Source organism: Streptomyces sp. NPDC001714, from assembly GCF_042892755.1.
GTDB lineage: Bacteria > Actinomycetota > Actinomycetes > Streptomycetales > Streptomycetaceae > Streptomyces.
In genome coordinates this window covers 360398-380214 of record NZ_JBIAUL010000003.1, presented here as the reverse complement: position 1 = coordinate 380214, position 19817 = coordinate 360398, and the positions used below count along the sequence as shown (strand labels likewise).

Genomic DNA, 19817 nt, shown 5'->3' with positions numbered 1-19817 from the left:
TTGTGAGGCAGACCGCGGCACTTCCGTTCAGCGCACCTCGTTACCATGCGTGGACGCACATTCCGACGACCACTGACGACGAGGGACGGACGAGCGCGTGGCCGAGGCGGCAGACTTCCAGGGGACGCCCTCACCTGCCCGCCGCTGGCTGCGGCGCACCGGGGCACTGCTCGCGGGTGCACCCCTGCTGGCCGGACTGATGCAGCTGCCCACGGCGGCGCCGGCGCAGGCGGCCGGCTCGGACACCGTGTCCGTCGCCCTGGACTCGCTGAGCCCCAGCGCCCCCAGCGACGGGGACACGCTGACGGTCTCCGGCACGGTGACCAACAACGGCAAGCAGGCCGTCACGGACGCGCACGTGGACCTGCGGATGGGTTCCCTGCTCAGCACGCGTTCCGAGATCGACACGGCCGCCCGGCACTCCGACGACCTCCAGTCGGGCCTGGGCACCGAGGTCGGCGGCAAGTACACCGAGGACTTCGACTCGCTCAGTCCGGGGATCGCCGAGCACTTCACCATCTCCGTGCCGGTCGACAAGCTGGACCTCGGCCAGGACGGCGTGTACCAGTTCGGCGTCTCGCTGTCCGGCAAGACCTCCGCGCAGCAGTGGGACCAGGTCCTCGGCATCCAGCGGACGTTCCTCCCGTGGCAGTCCTCCGAGGCCGACACGAAGACGAGGACGACGTATCTCTGGCCGCTGATCTCCACCGTCCACGTGACGGCGAAGACGGGCGCCGGAGAGTTGCAGACGCCCGTCTTCCAGAACGACGACCTCGCCAAGGAGATCTCGCCAGGCGGTCGGCTGGCCCAGATGCTGGCGCTCGGCAAGGATCTCGACGTCACCTGGGTGATCGACCCGGATCTGCTGGCCTCCGTGGACGCGATGACCCGCAACTACCGGATCCAGGGCGCCGGCGACACCACCACGGCCGGCACCCATCAGGCGGTGGCCAAGGAGTTCCTGGCCGGCCTGCAGGACGCGGTGGCGGACAAGGAGGTGGTGGCCCTCCCCTTCGCCGACCCGGACCTGGCGTCCCTCGCCCACAACGGCACCAGCGTGACCGGCTCGCTGAGCCACCTCAAGGACGCCACCGACGTCGCCACCATCACCGTGAAGACCGTGCTCCATGTCACACCGAGCACCGACTTCGCGTGGCCCGTGAACGGCGCCGTCGACCCCTCGATCATCAAGGTCGCCACCTCCGCGGGTGCCGACAAGGTGATCGCCCGCAGCGACAGCCTCCAGGAGACCGGCGGGCTCACCTACACCCCCTCGGCGGCACGTCCGATCGGCGGCGGCACGACGGCGGTGGTCGCCGACGCACGGCTGTCCACGGCGTTCGAGGGCGATCTGACGAACGCCGACTCGGCCACGCTCGCGGTGCAGAAGTTCCTCGCCCAGAGCCTCGCGCTGAACACCCAGACCGGCAAGCAGCGCAGTATCGTCGTCGCCCCGCAGCGGATGCCGACGGTAAGCCAGGCCCAGGCGATGGCGACGGCGATCACCGCACTGCAGGACAGCAACTGGTCGCAGTCCCAGGACCTCGAGGCCGCCGCCAAGGCCAAGCCCGACCCCGGCGCGACCACGAAGATCCCCTCGTCGTCCGCGTACCCGTCCTCGCTGCGCAAGCGGGAGCTGCCCCGGACGGCCTTCGAGCAGATCGCCCGCACCCAGGACAAGCTCGACAACTTCCAGGTGATCCTCACCGACGAGTCCCGGGTGGTGACCCCCTTCGGCCGGGCCATAAACCGCGAGATGTCGACGTCGTGGCGGGGCCGCGGGAGTGAGGCGGACAGCTTCCGCACGAGCGTGGAGTCCTGGCTCGACGACCTCATCGGTCAGGTCAAGCTGATCGACAAGTCCGAGACCAAGCTCTCCGGCCGCAGCGCCACCATCCCGGTGACCGTCCAGAACAACCTGGTCCAGGGTGTCGACCACCTCGTGCTGCGCCTCACCTCGACCATGCCGACCCGACTGGAGATCGGCGGCAAGCCCTACTACGAGCAGCCCGTCGAGGTCTCCGGCGGCCACAGCCAGTCCGTGAAGTTCTCCACCTCGGCCAATGCCAACGGCCGGGTCGAGGTCACCGCCCAGCTCTACACCGAGGACGGCCAGGAGTACGGCGCGCCCGTCAGGTTCGACGTGAAGGTCACCGAGGTCACGCCGACGGTGATGCTGGTCATCGGCGGCGGCGTGCTGCTGCTGGTGCTCGCCGGCTTCCGGATGTACACCCAGCGCAAGCGGGCGGCCGCTCGCCGGGCCGAGGAGGGCGACGGCCCCGACGAGGCGGACGAGGCCACCCCGGACGCTCCCGACGCCCCGGAGGCCCCAGGCACCCCGGACGCTCCCGACGCCCCGGAGGCCCCAGGCACCCCGGAGGCCCCCGGCACCTCGGAGGCCAGGAGCCCAGAGGAAACCGAGGGCACCGACGGGCCTGGGAACCCCGCTGCCCGTGCGGATCGTCTCCGGGAGGAGTCCGTCGCCCGGTCCCGGGAAGACGACCCGGAGCAGCCGAGTGACCCGACACCGGACACCGCACCGGAAAGCGCCGACCCGTCCGAGACGGGTGAGAGAGTGGACCGTTGAGCGATGTCGTGGCCGGTGGGCCCGGGACGATGAGGTAGGGGTAACCATGAACGCGCCGTACGACGGTGAAAGCGGCCAGGGCGCGGCCGGTTCGGGCTACCCCGAGCCGCCGCCGGAGCCCGGCCAGGTCCCGCCGCAGCACGCGGCTGACATGTACCTCCAGGACGCCTACGACCAGGACCCCTACCGGGCACGCGACCTCTCCGCGCAGGACCCGGTCGCGGAGGCGCTCTACGACCGTGCCGCGCACCCCCCGCCGGCTCCGGGCAGCTACCCGCAGCAGCCGCTGTACGGGCAGCCCGCCCAGTCGCCGTACGCCCCCGACCCGCACGTGTGGGCCCAGACCCCGGCACCGGAGCCGGACGGCCCGAGCCAGTACCTGCCGTACGGCGACAACCCGCGCACGACCCAGTTCGTGGGCGTGGACGACCTGGTCTCGCACTCCGGTGAGGAGCGCCACGAGCCGGACGCCTTCGCTCATCTCTTCCGCGACCAGCAGCAGAGCGGCTACCGGGACCAGCAGCAGAACGGCTACCAGGGTCCGCAGCAGGGCGGCGGTCAGCTGCCGTCGGAGCCCCCGTCGGTGCCGGGTCCGGCGGCCGCCCCGGGAGGGTCCGCGCAGGTGCCGCCGTACCAGGCACAGGTGGCGTCGACAGCTCCTACGGTTGCGGCCGACCAGACCCTGAACCTGGGCGCCGTACCCGCAGCGGTCCCGGCGCCCGCCCCCGCGAAGAAGGGCGGGAAGGCCGCGGGCCTGCTCAAGTCGAGCGCCGTGATGGCGGCGGGCACGATGGTCTCCCGCCTCACCGGCTTCGTCCGCTCCGCGCTGATCGTCTCCGCGCTGGGCGTGGGTCTGCTCGGCGACACCTTCCAGGTCGCCTACCAGCTGCCTACGATGATCTACATCCTGACGGTCGGCGGCGGCCTCAACTCCGTCTTCGTCCCGCAACTGGTGCGGGCCATGAAGGAGGACGAGGACGGCGGCGAGGCCTTCGCGAACCGTCTGCTGACCCTCGTCATGGTGGCGCTGGGCCTGCTCACCGCGGCCACCATCGCGGCCGCTCCGTTCCTGATCCGCCTGTTGTCCGACTCGGTGGCCAGCGACCCGGCGGCCAACCAGGTCGGCATCACCTTCGTCCGCTACTTCCTGCCCTCGATCTTCTTCATGGGCATTCACGTGGTGATGGGTCAGATCCTCAACGCCCGCGGCAAGTTCGGCGCGATGATGTGGACCCCGGTCCTCAACAACATCGTCATCATCGTCACCCTCGGCCTGTTCATCTGGGTGTACGGCACCGCCGCGCACTCCGGCATGAAGGTCACGACCATCCCGCCGGAGGGCCAGCGGCTGCTAGGCCTCGGCGTGCTGCTCGGCCTCGTGGTCCAGGCCCTGGCGATGATCCCCTACCTGCGCGAGACCGGGTTCCGGCTGCGGCTGCGCTTCGACTGGCGGGGCCACGGCCTCGGCAAGGCCGCGACCCTCGCCAAGTGGACCGTGCTGTTCGTCCTCGCCAACCAGGCGGGCGCACTGGTGGTCTCCCAGCTGTCGACGTCGGCCGGCAAGCGGTCCCCGGTCGACGGCACAGGCTTCACCGCCTACGCCAACGCCCAGCTGATCTGGGGCCTGCCGCAGGCCATCATCACGGTCTCCCTGATGGCGGCCCTCCTGCCGCGGATCGCCCGCTCCGCCGCCGAGAACGACACGGGCGCCGTCCGCGACGACATCTCCCAGGGCCTCAGGACGACCGCCGTCGCGATCGTCCCCATCTCCTTCGGCTTCCTGGCCCTCGGCATCCCGATGTGCACCCTGATCTTCGGCTCCGCTGGCACCAGCCAGTCCACCAACATGGGCTACATGCTGATGGCCTTCGCCCTCGGCCTGATCCCCTACTCGGTGCAGTACGTCGTCCTGCGTGCCTTCTACGCCTACGAAGACACCCGCACGCCGTTCTACAACACGGTCATCGTCGCCGCGGTCAACGCGGGTGCCTCGGTCACCTGTTACCTGCTGCTCCCGGCCCGCTGGGCGGTGGCCGGCATGGCCGCCTCCTACGGTCTGGCGTACGCGATCGGCGTCGGAGTCGCCTGGCGGCGGCTGCGCAAGCGGCTCGGCGGCGACCTGGACGGTTCCAGGGTCACCCGCACCTATGCCAGGCTCTGCATCGCCTCCGTACCGGCCGCGCTGCTCAGTGGTGCGGCCTGCTACGGCATCGGCCACACTCTGGGGCAGGGCGTGATCGGTTCCTTCGCCGCGCTGCTGGTCGGCGGGGCGGTCCTGCTCGGCGTCTTCTACGTCGCCGCGCGCCGCATGCGCATCGAGGAGCTCAACTCCCTCGTGGGTATGGTGCGCGGGCGTCTGGGTCGCTGAGGCGGGGGTAAGCGCACAACCATCGTTCGCCGCCGCGTGTCGTGCATAGCGGGGGACTGTGGGCACAATTGGTTTCGGCGTCGGACAGCGTGCAACGGATGGGGAGGCAGGAACGACGGTGGCGGAACGGAGCACGGCTGCCGTCGACGTGGCAGACAACAGCGGTGACGAGCCGCTGACCGCCAAGGCGGACCAGTCCACGGCCGACGGGGTGGCCAAGAACCCGGAGCGGGACACGGACAGCGACAAGGCACAGGGAAACGGCATGGCCGCGGGTGCTGAGAAGCAGGCCGCACCCCCCGAACTGCACAGCGGGCACAAGCTCGCCAGACGCTACCGTCTTGAGGAGTGCGTCACCCGTCTGGACGGATTCAGCAGTTGGCGTGCGGTCGACGAGAAACTTCGCCGGGCCGTCGGCGTCCACATCCTGCCCGCCGACCATCCGCGGACCCGTGCGGTGCTGGCCGCCGCCCGCTCCGCCGCGCTGCTCGGTGACCCTCGCTTCGTGCAGGTCCTGGACGCCGTCGAGGAGAACGACCTCGTCTACGTCGTCCACGAGTGGCTCCCGGACGCCACCGAACTGACCGCGCTGCTCGCGGCCGGACCGCTGGAGCCGCACGACGCCTACCAGATGGTCAGTCAGATCGCCTCCGCCATGGCGGCCGCGCACCGCGAGGGGCTGGCCCATCTCCGCCTGAACCCGAACGCCGTACTGCGGACCTCCACCGGACAGTGGCGCATCCGCGGCCTCGCGGTGAACGCGGCGCTGCGTGGTATCAGTTCCGACACCCCTCAGCGCACCGACACCGAGGCGATCGGCGCCCTGCTCTACGCGGCTCTGACCCAGCGCTGGCCGTACGAGAGCGACGCCTACGGTCTGGCCGGCCTGCCCAAGGATGTCGGTCTGATCGCACCCGACCAGGTACGTGCCGGTGTCCACCGCGGCCTGTCCGAGCTCGCCATGCGGGCTCTGGTCAACGACGGCGCCACCGCCTCCCGCCACGAGTCCGCGTGCACCACGCCGGAGGAGCTGGTGAAGGCGATCGGCGAGATGCCCCGCATCCGTCCGCCGGAGCCGGCGTTCACCGCACCACCCGAGTACCAGCGCACCACGTACCAGCAGGGCACCTATGGCCGTCCCACGCCGCCCGGCGTGACGCAGCCGCTCCAGGCCCCGCCGCCGCTCCAGAGCCGCACCGGCAAGGCGCTGAAGTGGGCCGTCTCGGCCCTCCTCATCGCCGCCCTGGGCCTGGGCAGCTGGCAGCTCGCGGACGCCCTGATGCACCAGGGCGACAAGTCCGGCGACGACACCACCAACACCCAGACGACGGACGGCGGCGACAAGAACGGCGCCAGCCCCGCGCCCGCCGCCGCGATAAAGATCCAGGACGCCCAGGAGTATGTCGCCGACGGCGGTGCCCAGCATCCGAGCGACGTGAAGCTGACCTACGACGGGAGCACCTCGACGTACTGGAAGACCAAGAGCTTCACGGACGGTCCCGAGCTGGCCCCCTACAAGGCCGGTGTGGGCATCGTCTACGACCTCGGCTCCGTCAAGGAACTCGCCACGGGGACCGTTTCCCTTCGCTACGCTGGCGATCACACAACGGTTGACCTGTACGCGGCCGACTCGCTGACCCCGGGGTCGATCAGCTCGATGACAAAGATCGGCAGCATCACCACCACCGGAAACACCGCCACGGTGAAGGTCAGCAAGAAGGTGAAGAGTCAGTACGTCCTCGTGTGGCTCACCGCCATGCCGTACTCGGGCAACGACTCGGCCGCGTATGCCGGCCCCGGCTACAAGCAGGCCATCACCGAAGTGAAGTTCACTGGCTGACGTCTCACCGGCGGCACCGAAGGCGGAGGGGGCAGATGGCGGAAGGCGCCGGATACGGCGAAGTGAGCGACCAGGATCTGCTCGCCCGCCATGTGGAAGGCGACCCCGATGCCTTCGGTGAGATCGTGCGGCGGCACCGGGACCGGCTCTGGGCGGTCGCCCTGCGAACCCTGGGGGACCGCGAGGAGGCCGCTGACGCCGTCCAGGACGCCCTGGTCTCCGCCTACAGGGCCGCCCACACCTTCCGAGGCCAGTCGGCCGTCACAACGTGGCTGCACCGGATCACGGTCAACGCCTGCCTCGACCGCGCCCGCAAGGCGGCCTCCCGCAAGACCGCCCCCGTCGACGACACCGAGCGGCTGGAGCAACTGCTGGAGCCGCATGAATCGGCCTCCGCTCCGGCCGAGCGGAACGATCTGCACCGCCAGCTCCTGGAAGCCCTCGGCACCCTGCCCCACGACCAGCGGGCCGCCCTCGTCCTGGTCGACATGCAGGGCTATCCGGTCGCCGAGGCGGCAAGGATCCTCGATGTGCCCACGGGGACGGTGAAGAGCCGCTGCGCTCGCGGCAGAGCCAGACTCCTGCCGTTGCTCACCCATCTACGGCCGGAAAACACCGGTGACGAGAACGACCCGGACCCGGCACGGAACCGGGCGGAGGGGACATCCGTCCCACCCGCAGCGGGGTCTCAGGACGGAGGCCCACAGGACACCGGGCCGAGTGATTCAGCCGCAGTGAAGGGCGGAGGTGGGCGAGCGTGACGTCGACGACAGACACGACCGGGCACCCGGACGTCGCGGAGATCTCCGACCTCACCGAGGGTCTGCTCCCGCCCACCCGAACAGACGAAGTACGACAGCACCTGGACGGCTGCGAGCTCTGCACCGACGTCCACGCCTCGCTGGAGGAGATCCGGGGTCTGCTGGGCGCACTGCCGGATCCGCCGCGCATGCCGGCCGACGTCGCGAACCGGATCGACGCCGCACTCGCCGCGGAGGCTCTACTCAACACGACGGCACCCGTGGCTCATGTTTCACGTGAAACATCGCCCCGCGAGATGTCGTCCCCGGGAGACCGCCCCGCCGGGCGGCCGAGTGCCTCCGTCGGTCCCGGCCGCAAGGACCGCGGGCGCAACCGCGCCCGACGCCGCCGGACCGTCGTCCTCGGCGCTGTGTTCACCGCCGCCGTTCTCGGCGCCGGCACGTTCCTCCTCCAGTCTCTCGGCGGCGACGGGACCACGACGGCTCAGAGCAAGCCGACGAACTCCGCCGGGACCTTCTCCGAGAGCACCCTTCCGGGCCAGGTGAAGGACCTCCTCGGTACGACGACGAACCCCCAGCGGGGCTCCCAGAAGCCCTTCAGTGTCGAGTCCCAGACCACCGGCCAGCCGAGCACGACGCAAAGCCCGAAGATCAAGCTCCAGCCCGCGACACAGGTGCCCGTATGCGTGCGCCAGGGCATCAACCAGACCGGCGTTGCCCTCGGCGCGAAAAAGGGGAAGTACGAGGGGAAGGACGCCTACCTCGTCGTACTCCCCGACTCCTCCGATGCCTCCCGGGTGACGGCATACGTCGTCGACGCCTCCTGCGACAGCAAGGGGTCCGCCTCCCCCGGCAAGGTCCTCCTGACGGAGTCCCTGGCCCGTCCCTGAGCCTCCCGCCTCCATGGCCTCAGAGGGGGAACGCATCGTCTCGCCCCACAGTGGAAATCCGTACGGTGTGGGATGCCCGTGTGCCCGGACACACCGGGAATGCGCGCCCCTTAGGATCCGTTGGGTGGGGTGAGAGCTTCTGACGGGAGCTCCCACCGGTCGAATGACGTAGACCAGAGACGAGGAATCAAGCCGTGAGCGACGTCCGTAACGTGATCATCATCGGCTCCGGGCCCGCCGGCTACACGGCGGCGCTCTACACCGCGCGCGCGTCGCTGAAGCCCCTGGTGTTCGAGGGGGCCGTCACCGCGGGCGGTGCCCTCATGAACACCACTGAGGTGGAGAACTTCCCGGGCTTCCGCGACGGCATCATGGGCCCCGAGCTCATGGACAACATGCGGGCGCAGGCCGAGCGCTTCGGCGCCGAGTTGATCCCGGACGATGTCGTCTCCGTCGACCTGACCGGTGAGATCAAGACCGTCACCGACACCGCCGGCACGGTCCACAAGGCGAAGGCCGTCATCGTCACCACGGGCTCCCAGCACCGCAAGCTCGGACTGCCGAACGAGGACGCCCTCTCCGGACGCGGCGTCTCCTGGTGCGCCACCTGTGACGGGTTCTTCTTCAAGGACCAGGACATCGCCGTCATCGGCGGTGGTGACACCGCGATGGAGGAGGCCACCTTCCTCTCCCGGTTCGCCAAGTCCGTGACCATCGTCCACCGCCGGGACACCCTGCGCGCCTCCAAGGCGATGCAGGAGCGCGCCTTCGCCGACCCTAAGATCAAGTTCGCTTGGGACAGCGAGATCGCCGAAGTCCAGGGCGAGCAGAAGCTGGCTGGTCTGAAGCTGCGCAACGTCAAGACCGGTGAGCTCTCCGACCTGCCGGTGACCGGCCTGTTCATCGCGATCGGCCACGACCCGCGCACCGAGCTCTTCAAGGGCCAGCTGGACCTCGACGAGGAGGGCTATCTCAAGGTCGCCTCGCCCTCGACGCACACCAACCTGACGGGGGTGTTCGCCGCCGGCGACGTGGTGGACCACACCTACCGCCAGGCGATCACCGCGGCCGGTACCGGCTGCTCCGCCGCTCTCGACGCCGAGCGTTTCCTCTCCGCCCTCGCGGACGAGGAGAAGGCCGAGCCCGAGAAGACCTCCGTCTGATCTTTCCCCTTCCGCCCCACCGCACGATCAAGTAAAGGAGCCCGCCGTGGCCGGCACCCTGAAGGCAGTAACCGACGAGACGTTCGACGAGGACGTCCTCAAGAGCGACAAGCCCGTCCTGGTGGACTTCTGGGCCGAGTGGTGCGGCCCGTGCCGCCAGATCGCCCCGTCGCTTGAGGCGATCGCCGCCGAGCACGGTGAGAAGATCGAGATCGTCAAGCTGAACATCGACGAGAACCCGAACACGGCGGCCAAGTACGGCGTCATGTCGATCCCGACCCTGAACGTGTACCAGGGTGGCGAGGTCGCCAAGACCATCGTCGGCGCCAAGCCGAAGGCAGCGCTTCTCCGCGACCTTGAGGACTTCATCGCCGAGTGACGTTTCACGTGAAACACGAATGGGCCAACCCCTGAGGGTTGGCCCATTCGCTTTGAGGCACTCACAGCGGCCGCAGCGCTGGTTCCTTCTGTACGGCCCCCAGAAGCCGGTCGAGCGCCAGCTCCACGTCTTCCTTCCAGGAGAGCGTCGTCCGCAGCTCCAGCCGCAGCCGGGGGTGCGAGGGGTGCTGCCGGACCGTCTTGAAGCCCACGGCCAGCAGATGCTCGGCAGGCAGCAGACAGGCCGGCTCCTTGTAGCGGGCGTCGCCGAACGCCTCGATCGCCTTGAAGCCCCGCCGCAGCAGATCCTTGGCGACCGTCTGCACCATCACACGTCCGAGCCCCTGCCCCTGATAGCCGGGCATGATGAAGCCGGTCATGAGCTGCACGGCGTCCGACGAGACCGGGCTCGTCGGGAACGCCGTGGAACGCGGGACGTAAGCGGGCGGGGCGTAGAGCACAAAGCCCACCGGCACGTCGTCGACATAGACCACTCGGCCGCACGATCCCCAGTCGAGCAGGACGGCGGAGATCCAGGATTCCTTCTCCAGCGCGGACGTACCCGCTCTCACCGCTGCTTCGCTGCTGACGGGGTCCAGTTCCCAGAAGACACACGAGCGACAGCGCTGGGGAAGGTCCTGAAGGTTGTCCAGCGTGAGCGGTACGAGCCGACGCCCCATGAAGGCTGTTCCTCGCTTCCTTCGCCCGCTGCCTCGCGAGCGGCTGTCAGAGCGCTACGTTCCCTGAGCAGACTGCCGAAGAATCCGACGGTCGCGCCCAGTCCCAGACCCGCGCTCACCAGTCCGGTGCGGCTCATCGATCGCATGGCCCCCGCCTCTCTCAGAGGTGCTGCCAGCTGTCAGGTGGATGCGCCATACCGAACGCATCGTATCCACACAGCGTTTCCATCGATACCGCCTGAAAGCAAAGAGCGGACCGTTTTCCGGTACACACCGGACACGATCCGCTCTCTGGGTGACTGGGCGACGACCGGACGGGGAACACCCGGGACGATCAGTCCTCCGGCTCCGAGGAGGCCGAGGAGTCACCATCGTGGAGGCCCTGGTGGAGGACCGGTCCCTCACCGGGGGCGAGCGAGCTGAGGATCCGCTCAAGGTCTTCCATCGAAGCGAACTCGACGGTGATCTTGCCCTTCTTCTGGCCCAGGTCGACCTTCACCCGCGTCTCGAAGCGGTCCGAGAGCCGTGTCGCAAGGTCGCTCAGCGCCGGGGAGACCCGGGCGCCGGCCCGCGGTCCCTTGGCACGTGTCGCCGTCTGGGGCCGTGAGCCCATGAGGGTCACGATCTCCTCGACGGCCCGTACCGACAGTCCCTCCGCGACGATCCGGTGGGCCAGCCGGTCCTGCTCCTCCGAGTCGTCGACGGAGAGCAGCGCCCGGGCGTGGCCGGCCGACAGGACTCCGGCGGCCACCCGGCGCTGGACTGCCGGGGAGAGCTTCAGCAGCCGCAGGGTGTTCGAGACCTGGGGGCGGGAGCGACCGATGCGGTCGGCCAGCTGGTCGTGCGTGCAGTTGAAGTCCTTCAGCAGCTGGTCGTAGGCGGCGGCCTCTTCCAGCGGGTTCAGCTGCGCGCGGTGCAGGTTCTCCAGCAACGCGTCCAGGAGCAGCTTCTCGTCGTCCGTCGCCCGGACGATCGCCGGGATCGCCTCCAGGCCGGCCTCGCGGCAGGCCCGCCAGCGCCGCTCGCCCATGATGAGCTCGTAGCGGGAGGGGCCCAGCTGCCGTACGACGACAGGCTGGAGGAGACCCACTTCCTGGATGGAGGTGACCAACTCCTGCAGAGCGTCCTCGTCGAAGACCTCACGCGGCTGGCGCGGGTTCGGCGTGATGTCGTCGAGAGGGATCTCCGCGAAGTGGGCTCCTATCGGAGGAGCGGGTGTCTCCGCACCTCCTCCGACCCCGAACACCGAGGGCTCCTCGGTGTCCTGTGAAACAGCCGGCAGCGTCGTCACCTTCGCCGCGGCGACCCCACGGTCGGTCGTCAGTACCGGAGCCGCGGCGGGGGACGGGACTACCGTTCCCCCCACGGCCGTCTGGGCCGGGGTCTTCTCGGTCGGGGCAGCTGGGATCAGTGCACCGAGACCACGACCCAGCCCCCTCCGTCGCTCGCTCACTGGATCCCCTCCACCATGTTCGGGTTGGTCTGAGCGCCGATATGGGCCTGCGTCGGGTCGTAGCTGACCCCAATGCCCTTCAGCGCGATTTCTCGGGCCGCCTCAAGGTAGGAGAGGGCACCGCTCGATCCAGGATCGTAGGTCAGTACCGTCTGCCCGTAGCTCGGCGCCTCGGAGATACGGACCGAGCGGGGAATGCTCGTCCGCAGCACCTCGTCACCGAAGTGGCTGCGCACCTCGTCCGCGACCTGGGAGGCGAGACGCGTCCGGCCGTCGTACATGGTGAGCAGGATGGTCGACACGTGCAGGTCGGGGTTGAGGTGCCCCCGCACCAGGTCGACGTTGCGCAGCAGCTGGCCCAGGCCCTCCAGCGCGTAGTACTCGCACTGGATCGGGATGAGCACCTCGGCGCCCGCGACGAGCGCGTTGACCGTCAGCAGGCCGAGTGAGGGCGGGCAGTCGATGAGGATGTAGTCCAACGGCTGCTCGTACGCCTGGATCGCCCGCTGAAGACGGCTCTCCCGCGCCACCAGGGACACCAGCTCGATCTCCGCACCGGCGAGATCGATCGTGGCGGGGGCGCAGAAGAGGCCTTCGACGTCCACTACCGGCTGGACAACCTCAGCCAGCGGCTTGCTCTCGACCAACACGTCGTAGATGGAAGGAACTTCGGCGTGATGGTCGATCCCCAGCGCTGTGGACGCATTGCCCTGTGGGTCGAGGTCGATCACCAGGACGCGGCTGCCGTGCAGGGCCAGGGACGCGGCAAGGTTGACGGTGGTCGTCGTCTTGCCCACGCCGCCCTTCTGGTTGGCGACCACCATGACTCTGGTCTGCTCCGGACGCGGCAGTCCTTCACCGGCGCGGCCCAGAGCCTCCACCGCGAGTTGGGCAGCACGACCGATGGGAGTGTCGTCCATCGGAGGCGGTGTTTCACGTGAAACATCCGCCCCCATCGACTCGGTACGGGGACCGGGGACCGGATCGGTCATCGGTCCCGCGATGTTGGCGTCGGACCGCAAGGATTCACTCTCCTCGACTTCAGGCTCGCAATGAACAGAGCCTCCCATGTCTTCGGGGTCGTGAACCAGTGAGGCCTGGTGTTCTGTGGAGAAATCCACCTCTGTGGACATCTCCGCGCCCCGCAGGGAGGACGGAGTGTCACCAGCGGCCCCCTCTCTGAGGGATCCGAGGGGCTTTCGGTCGCGCGGTTCGGCCGCAGCGCGGCCCCGGCCGATGATGCCGTGTAGCAGTGAGCGACGTTTCACGTGAAACACGATGCACAGCGAGCAGCACCGAAAAGCCGCGACACTCCGTCATGCGTAGGTTTGGCAGCTTGTGTGGAGTACGTCTGGTCGTCAGGACGGATCAGCGGCGCCTACGTGCCCTCCCCGTCCGAGCCGCCTTCGCCCGCTTGGCCGCAAAGCGCACGCCGCCCGGGCTCTCCCCGACCTCCACACGGACGACGGTCGACGGCGGATCCACCACGCCTTCACCCACATGCAGGATGGACGTGGACACCGCACCGAGCTTGGTCAGCGCGGTGGCCGCGGCCTTCAGCTCCTCCTCCGCCGTGTCCCCCTTGAGGGCGAGCATCTCGCCGTAGGGACGCAGCAGCGGAACGCCCCAGGTCGCCAGTCGGTCCAGCGGGGCCACGGCACGAGCCGTCACCACATGCACAGGAGGCAGCTTGCCCATGACCTCCTCGGCCCGGCCACGCACCACGGTCACATGGTCCAGGCCGAGCAGCTCGACGACCTCGGTCAGGAAGTTGGTCCGCCGCAGCAGCGGCTCCAGCAGGGTGATGTTGAGGTCCTCCCGGACCAGCGCCAGCGGAATGCCCGGAAGACCGGCTCCGGACCCCACGTCGCACACCGTCACCCCCTCGGGGACCGCCTCTGAGAGCACCGCGCAGTTCAGCAGATGCCGCTCCCACAGGCGGGGCACTTCCCGTGGGCCGATCAGACCACGCTGCACGCCTGCCTCGGCGAGCAGCTCCGCGTAGCGGACCGCATCGGCGAAGCGCTCGCCGAACACTTCCCGCGCCTGTTCGGGCGCCGGGGGGAGCTCCGCAGCCTCCGTCACGGGGACCGTCCTTCCGTACAGCGCCGGCGCTCCGCGCACCGGCCACCAGAACTACCAGGCTGACAAAGTTCGGCCCCGCCTGCTCAACAGACGGGGCCGGTAAAACGGGGGGACCGCTCAGGCAGGCAGCACGACGACGAACCGCTGCGGCTCCTCGCCCTCGGACTCGCTGCGCAGCCCGGCGGACTTGACCGCGTCGTGCACGACCTTGCGCTCGAACGGGGTCATCGGCTTGAGCTTCACCGGCTCACCGGTGCTCTTCACCTCGGCGGCGGCCTTGGCACCCAGCTCAGAGAGCTCGGCACGCTTCTTGGCGCGATAGCCCGCGATGTCGAGCATCAGCCGGCTGCGGTCACCGGTCTCCCGGTGCACGGCCAGGCGGGTCAGCTCCTGGAGCGCCTCCAGCACCTCCCCGTCGCGGCCGACCAGCTTCTGCAGGTCACGGCCGCCCGAGTCGCTGATGATCGACACGGAGGCGCGGTCGGCCTCGACATCCATGTCGATATCACCGTCGAGGTCGGCGATGTCCAGCAGACCTTCGAGATAGTCCGCCGCGATCTCGCCCTCCTGCTCCAGGCGGGTCAGGGTGTCTGCACCCTCGGCAGCGGCGGAGGTGGTGCCTTCCGTCACGGGATGGGCTCCTTCTTACTTCTTGGACGGGGACTTGGGGCGCTGCGGACCGCCCTTGCGCTGACCGGACTGGGCCCTGCTGCGGCCGTTGGAGCCGCCCTTCGGGGCCTGCTGGGCGGCCGGCTTGGCATCCTGCGGCTCGTCGGACTTCTCCAGCGAGGTCGTCTTGTCCTCCGAAGCCGACGGGTCCGAGGAAGCCGAGATGGAGTCACCGGCCGTCTTCGTCGCGCCGGACTGCCGCTGGGCCTTGGTCTGACGCTTGGGCTGCTGACGCCTGGGGGTGCCGGTGGCCGTGACACCGTCCTCGGTCTGCGCGACGGCCTGGGCCTCGCCCTTCACCACGGTGCCGTCGGCCTGGGCCGCGAGGCCGGCCTTGGTCAGCGCGTTGATGAACGAACGCTCGAACTCGTTGCGGTCCCGGCCCTTGGCGACGATCGCCTTGATGATGGTCTTCTCGCTGCGCCGACGGGTCTTGCCGTGGTGCGTGACGTGCTTGGTCAGGCGCTCCAGGTACGCGGCCTGGGCCTTGGAACCCGGGGTCGGGTTGTTGTGGATCACGTACATCTGCTGGCCCATGGTCCACACGTTGGTGGTCAGCCAGTAGACGAGGACACCGACCGGGAAGTTGATACCGAAGACGGCGAACATGACCGGGAAGACGTACATCAGCATCTTCTGCTGCTGCATGAACGGCGTCTTCACGGTGGTGTCGACGTTCTTCGTCATCAGCTGGCGCTGCGTGTAGAACTGCGACGCCGACATCAGGACGATCATGATCGCGGTGACGACCCGGACGTCCGTGAGGGAGGCACCGAGCGCCTCCACCTTCGAGGAGCTGTCCGTGAACTTCGCGGCGAGCGGTGCCCCGAAGATGTGGGCCTTACGGGCGCTGGCCAGCAGCGACTCGTTGATGACACCGATCGTCGAGCCCGTCGCGATGCCGTTGAGCACGTGGTACAGGGCGAAGAAGAACGGGGACTGCGCCAGGATGGGAAGGCACGAGGAGAGCGGGTTGGTACCCGACTCCTTGTACAGCTTCATCATCTCTTCGGACTGACGCTGCTTGTCGTTCTTGTAGCGCTCCTGGATCTTCTTCATCTCGGGCTGGAGCGTCTGCATGGCCCGGGTCGCCTTGATCTGCTTCACGAAGAGCGGGATCAGGCAGATGCGGATCAGGATCACCAGGGACACGATGGACAAGCCCCAGGCCCAGCCCGTGTCGGGACCGAAGATCTTCCCGTACACCGAGTGGAACTGGACGATGACCCATGAGACGGGTGTCGTGATGAAGCTGAACAGGCTGGCAATCGTGTCCACTAATCATGCTCCTTGGGCATGGGACGAAGTCTCTGCGGCCGGGCTCGAAGGAAGCTCGGAAGGAGGCTTCTCCTCGGTGGCCGGTTCGGCGGCGGAGGGCCCGCCCCTGCGTGCACGCCAGGCGTCACGCAGCATTTCGTGCCACCGCGGGCGCTTGCGCGGCGGAACATGGTCCACACCGCCGAGCGACCACGGATTGCACCGCAGGATGCGCCAGGCCGTGAGTGCCGTGCCCTTGATCGCACCGTGCCGGTCGATGGCCGTGTAGCCGTAGTGGGAGCACGACGGGTAGTACTTGCACACCGGCCCCAGCAGCGGACTGATCGTCCACTGGTACAGCTTGATCAGAGCCAGCAGCGGGTACTTCATCGCGCGCCCCCTCCCAGCAGCCGCTCGACGGCGGCATCCAGGTCTCGGGCCAGCTGTGCATGGTCGGCGTCGCCCGCTCCGGGCAGCGCTCGTACGACTACCAGGCTACCGGGGGGAAACAGGGCGACTCGCTCACGCATCAGATGACGCAGTCTGCGCTTCACTGTGTTGCGCACAACGGCACCACCCACGGCCTTGCTCACGACGAAACCCGCACGCGTCGGGGGAGCGCTCTCCCCAGGCGCGTGCGGGTCCGTGGCACCGCTACGAAGGTGGACGACGAGGGTCGGGCGACCTGCCCGGCGACCCCGTCGTACCGCGGTCGCGAAGTCCTCGCGCCGCCTCAGCCGATGCTCGGTAGGCAGCACGACGTCATGACCTGATCGGGATCAGGCGGACAGGCTGGCGCGACCCTTGGCACGACGGTTCGCGAGAATCGCGCGGCCGGCGCGGGTGCGCATCCGCAGGCGGAAGCCGTGGGTCTTCGCGCGACGACGGTTGTTCGGCTGGAAGGTGCGCTTGCTCACTCGGGGGCTCCAGAAATCAAATCGGTGTGGCGGGTGCCGTCCTGGCTGTCACCGTGCGCCCACGAGTAGCTCGCATCACGCCCGAGTGCACCGCTTCCCGATCACCTTCAGCGATCTGTGCCCATCGGAGGCAGGCGGCAGCAGCCATCGACAACTCGACCTGGTTACGGTACGCGGGGCTACGCCATTCGGTCAAACCAGCAGTGACGGAGAGACACTATCCACAGGCTGGGGACAACAACTTGAACCGCAGCCGCCACGCTGACTACCGTGGCTGAACTCCGATTCGTTCCTTTATCCCCGCCCGACCTGATTTTCATCCCGACCCGTCCTCGAACCACACGTTCGTGGGACCTGTGAGAGAGCGTGCCCTGTGGCTGACGTACCTGCCGATCTTGCCGCAGTGTGGCCACGAGTACTGGAGCAGCTCCTCGGTGAGGGCCGCGGTCAGGGTGTGGAGGCGAAGGACGAACACTGGATCCGGCGGTGCCAGCCGCTCGCGCTGGTCGCGGACACCGCCCTCCTCGCCGTACCGAACGAATTCGCGAAGAACGTACTGGAGGGCCGTCTCGCACCGATCGTCAGCGAGACCCTGAGCCGCGAGTGCGGGCGCCCGATCCGGATCGCGATCACCGTGGACGAATCCGCCGGCGAGCCCCCGGCCCCGCCGGCGCCCCCCGTACAGAAACAGCGTTACGACGAGCCCGAGCCTTCGTCGCCGCAGTACGACGGCGGATACGGCCGGCACCGCGCCGACCAGCTGCCGGACCAGGGCGGCCGGGACCAGCTGCCCACCGCCCGCCCCGCCTACCCCTCCGAGTACCAGCGCCCCGAGCCCGGCGCCTGGCCGCGCCCCGGACAGGACGAGTACGGCTGGCAGCAGCCGCGGCTGGGCTTCCCGGAGCGCGATCCCTATGCCTCGCCGTCCCAGGACGCGTACCGCTCGGACGGTTACGGGGACTCCTACGCCCAGGAGTACCGCCCGCAGCAGCCGCTGGACCGGCCGTCGTACGAGCAGCAGCGCGCGGAGTACGAACCGCCGCGCCCCGACTACGACCGGTCCGACTACGAGCGGCCCGGCCATGACCGCTCTGACTACGACCGGGACTCTGGGCGCCGTGAGCTGCCCGAGTCCCCGGGCGGGCCGGGCCAGGGGCACCGGGGCGGTCCCGGACGGCCGGACCTGCCGAACATGCCGAGCGCAGGCGGGCCCGGGCCGCTGGGGGCGAAGCCCGCGCCGGCCGGCGGCCCCGGTGAGCCGACCGCCCGCCTGAACCCGAAGTACCTCTTCGACACGTTCGTCATCGGCGCGTCCAACCGCTTCGCACACGCGGCCGCGGTCGCCGTCGCCGAGGCGCCCGCGAAGGCGTACAACCCCCTCTTCATCTACGGGGAGTCGGGACTCGGCAAGACGCACCTGCTGCACGCGATCGGGCACTACGCGCGGAGCCTCTACCCGGGCACGCGCGTGCGGTACGTGAGCTCGGAGGAGTTCACCAACGAGTTCATCAACTCCATCCGCGACGGCAAGGGCGACAGCTTCCGCAAGCGCTACCGCGAGATGGACATCCTGCTCGTCGACGACATCCAGTTCCTCGCGGACAAGGAGTCCACGCAGGAGGAGTTCTTCCACACCTTCAACACGCTCCACAACGCGAACAAGCAGATCGTGCTCTCCAGCGACCGGCCGCCCAAGCAGCTGGTCACGCTGGAGGACCGGCTGCGGAACCGGTTCGAGTGGGGTCTGATCACCGACGTCCAGCCGCCGGAGCTGGAGACGCGGATCGCGATCCTCCGCAAGAAGGCGGTACAGGAGCAGCTGAACGCCCCGCCGGAGGTGCTGGAGTTCATCGCCTCCCGCATCTCGCGCAACATCCGTGAGCTGGAGGGCGCGCTGATCCGGGTGACGGCGTTCGCGTCGCTCAACCGGCAGCCGGTCGATCTCGGGCTGACCGAGATCGTGCTGAAGGATCTGATCCCCGGGGGGCAGGACTCCACGCCGGAGATCAGCGCCACGGCGATCATGGCGGCGACCGCGGACTACTTCGGGCTCACGGTCGAGGACCTGTGCGGGAGCTCGCGCGGGCGGCAGCTGGTCACGGCGCGGCAGATCGCCATGTACCTGTGCCGGGAGCTGACGGATCTGTCGCTGCCGAAGATCGGTGCGCAGTTCGGGAACCGGGACCACACCACTGTCATGCACGCCGACCGGAAGATCCGGGCGTTGATGGCGGAGCGGCGGTCGATCTACAACCAGGTGACCGAGCTGACGAACCGCATCAAGAACGGGTAGCGGCCGGGGTTCGGCCGACGGTTCACGCGGCGTCCAGGGCGCCCTCGGGAGAGATCCCAGGGCGCCCTTTTGGCGTCCTGGGGTGGTTCGGAGGGGTCCCGTGCCGGTCGGTGGGGGCTGGTCGCGCGGTTCCGAGCGCCCCCAAGGGGGCGCTCGAGCAAGGTCCGCTGTTCGATTACCGGCCGGGTTACGGCCGTCCTCCACAGATTTGCCGACTTTCTTGCGTCCACACCCTGGGGACTGTGAAGTTGTCCCGAACGTCGTCCACAGGCTGGGGGTTGAAACGGCATCGGGGCAGCTCAGGTGGCTGTGGAATCGTGGACGACGGATCTCCACAGACTGTGGACGGAGAACGGATCCACAGACTGTGGATGAAGTTGTCCACCGGTAGCCCACAGGATGAGGGGCGGTTGTCCCCAGCGATCCCCACCTTCTCCACACGGCTGTCCACTGTTCGGCAACGTGACGCGCCCGCT

The 19817-nt window shown here is 68.8% G+C and carries 17 protein-coding genes; 8 read left to right on the top strand and 9 right to left on the bottom strand.

Features of this window, described 5'->3' with window-relative positions; genetic code table 11:
* Nucleotides 1-97: 97 nt before the first annotated feature.
* The 7 genes from ACFY0P_RS10470 (at nt 98) to trxA (ending at nt 9988) form a co-directional block, all read left to right on the top strand.
* A complete protein-coding gene (locus ACFY0P_RS10470; RefSeq protein ID WP_388909478.1) occupies nt 98-2587 on the top strand; it encodes a DUF6049 family protein in 2490 nt (829 codons plus the stop codon).
* A gap of 46 nt (nt 2588-2633) precedes the next feature.
* On the top strand, nt 2634-4955 hold the full coding sequence (murJ, locus tag ACFY0P_RS10465) for a murein biosynthesis integral membrane protein MurJ (RefSeq protein WP_388909475.1): 2322 nt from the start codon (nt 2634-2636) through the stop codon (nt 4953-4955).
* 118 nt (nt 4956-5073) lie between these two features.
* Nucleotides 5074-6795, top strand: a complete 1722-nt coding sequence (locus ACFY0P_RS10460) for a protein kinase family protein (protein ID WP_388909472.1) — start codon at nt 5074-5076, stop codon at nt 6793-6795.
* Nucleotides 6796-6830: 35 nt separating this feature from the next.
* Nucleotides 6831-7556, top strand: a complete 726-nt coding sequence (gene sigM / locus ACFY0P_RS10455) for an RNA polymerase sigma factor SigM (RefSeq protein WP_388909469.1) — start codon at nt 6831-6833, stop codon at nt 7554-7556.
* Nucleotides 7553-8446, top strand: a complete 894-nt coding sequence (locus ACFY0P_RS10450) for an anti-sigma factor family protein (protein ID WP_388909466.1) — start codon at nt 7553-7555, stop codon at nt 8444-8446. Before sigM ends, ACFY0P_RS10450 begins: the two co-directional genes overlap by 4 nt.
* A 194-nt stretch (nt 8447-8640) precedes the next feature.
* Nucleotides 8641-9609, top strand: a complete 969-nt coding sequence (gene trxB, locus ACFY0P_RS10445; protein WP_388909463.1) for a thioredoxin-disulfide reductase — start codon at nt 8641-8643, stop codon at nt 9607-9609.
* 46 nt (nt 9610-9655) lie between these two features.
* Complete coding sequence (trxA, locus tag ACFY0P_RS10440; RefSeq protein WP_388909460.1) at nt 9656-9988, top strand: thioredoxin; 333 nt, start codon at nt 9656-9658, stop codon at nt 9986-9988.
* Between the two features lie 61 nt (nt 9989-10049).
* On the opposite strand, the gene ACFY0P_RS10435 is transcribed toward trxA, so the two are convergent.
* From ACFY0P_RS10435 to rpmH, 9 genes are all read right to left on the bottom strand, one after another.
* Nucleotides 10050-10667: a GNAT family N-acetyltransferase gene (locus ACFY0P_RS10435; RefSeq protein WP_388909457.1), complete on the bottom strand. Its 618-nt coding sequence runs from the start codon at nt 10665-10667 to the stop codon at nt 10050-10052.
* A gap of 334 nt (nt 10668-11001) precedes the next feature.
* Nucleotides 11002-12120 (bottom strand): ParB/RepB/Spo0J family partition protein, encoded by a 1119-nt coding sequence (locus tag ACFY0P_RS10430; RefSeq protein ID WP_388909454.1) that lies wholly within the window; start codon nt 12118-12120, stop codon nt 11002-11004.
* Nucleotides 12117-13190, bottom strand: coding sequence for a ParA family protein (locus ACFY0P_RS10425; RefSeq protein WP_388910102.1), 1074 nt, complete (start codon nt 13188-13190; stop codon nt 12117-12119). Before ACFY0P_RS10425 ends, ACFY0P_RS10430 begins: the two co-directional genes overlap by 4 nt.
* A gap of 298 nt (nt 13191-13488) precedes the next feature.
* The gene (gene rsmG, locus ACFY0P_RS10420; RefSeq protein WP_352355778.1) at nt 13489-14205 is read right to left on the bottom strand and encodes a 16S rRNA (guanine(527)-N(7))-methyltransferase RsmG; all 717 of its coding nucleotides are present in this window, start codon (nt 14203-14205) and stop codon (nt 13489-13491) included.
* 117 nt (nt 14206-14322) lie between these two features.
* Nucleotides 14323-14835, bottom strand: a complete 513-nt coding sequence (locus ACFY0P_RS10415; RefSeq protein ID WP_294009301.1) for a R3H domain-containing nucleic acid-binding protein — start codon at nt 14833-14835, stop codon at nt 14323-14325.
* 15 nt (nt 14836-14850) lie between these two features.
* The gene (gene yidC, locus ACFY0P_RS10410; RefSeq protein ID WP_388909450.1) at nt 14851-16152 is read right to left on the bottom strand and encodes a membrane protein insertase YidC; all 1302 of its coding nucleotides are present in this window, start codon (nt 16150-16152) and stop codon (nt 14851-14853) included.
* 3 nt (nt 16153-16155) lie between these two features.
* Nucleotides 16156-16521: a membrane protein insertion efficiency factor YidD gene (yidD, locus tag ACFY0P_RS10405; protein ID WP_093500828.1), complete on the bottom strand. Its 366-nt coding sequence runs from the start codon at nt 16519-16521 to the stop codon at nt 16156-16158.
* A complete protein-coding gene (rnpA, locus tag ACFY0P_RS10400; protein WP_388909447.1) occupies nt 16518-16889 on the bottom strand; it encodes a ribonuclease P protein component in 372 nt (123 codons plus the stop codon). The genes yidD and rnpA overlap by 4 nt, the downstream gene beginning before the upstream one ends.
* Before the next feature lie 21 nt (nt 16890-16910).
* The gene (gene rpmH, locus ACFY0P_RS10395) at nt 16911-17048 is read right to left on the bottom strand and encodes a 50S ribosomal protein L34 (RefSeq protein WP_015659252.1); all 138 of its coding nucleotides are present in this window, start codon (nt 17046-17048) and stop codon (nt 16911-16913) included.
* A gap of 373 nt (nt 17049-17421) precedes the next feature.
* On the opposite strand from rpmH, the gene dnaA reads away from it, so the two are divergent.
* Nucleotides 17422-19341 carry a chromosomal replication initiator protein DnaA gene (gene dnaA / locus ACFY0P_RS10390; RefSeq protein ID WP_388909444.1) on the top strand — a complete coding sequence of 640 codons (1920 nt, stop codon included), beginning with the start codon at nt 17422-17424 and terminating at the stop codon, nt 19339-19341.
* The last annotated feature ends 476 nt before the right edge of the window (nt 19342-19817 follow it).

Excerpts from the sequence above, each read along its gene's own strand:
- murJ (WP_388909475.1), top strand. The coding sequence starts at position 2,634 with ATGAACGCGCCGTACGACGGTGAAAGCGGCCAGGGCGCGGCCGGTTCG.
- sigM (WP_388909469.1), top strand. The coding sequence starts at position 6,831 with ATGGCGGAAGGCGCCGGATACGGCGAAGTGAGCGACCAGGATCTGCTC.
- ACFY0P_RS10435 (WP_388909457.1), bottom strand. The coding sequence starts at position 10,667 with ATGGGGCGTCGGCTCGTACCGCTCACGCTGGACAACCTTCAGGACCTT.
- ACFY0P_RS10425 (WP_388910102.1), bottom strand. The coding sequence starts at position 13,190 with ATGGGAGGCTCTGTTCATTGCGAGCCTGAAGTCGAGGAGAGTGAATCC.
- yidD (WP_093500828.1), bottom strand. The coding sequence starts at position 16,521 with ATGAAGTACCCGCTGCTGGCTCTGATCAAGCTGTACCAGTGGACGATC.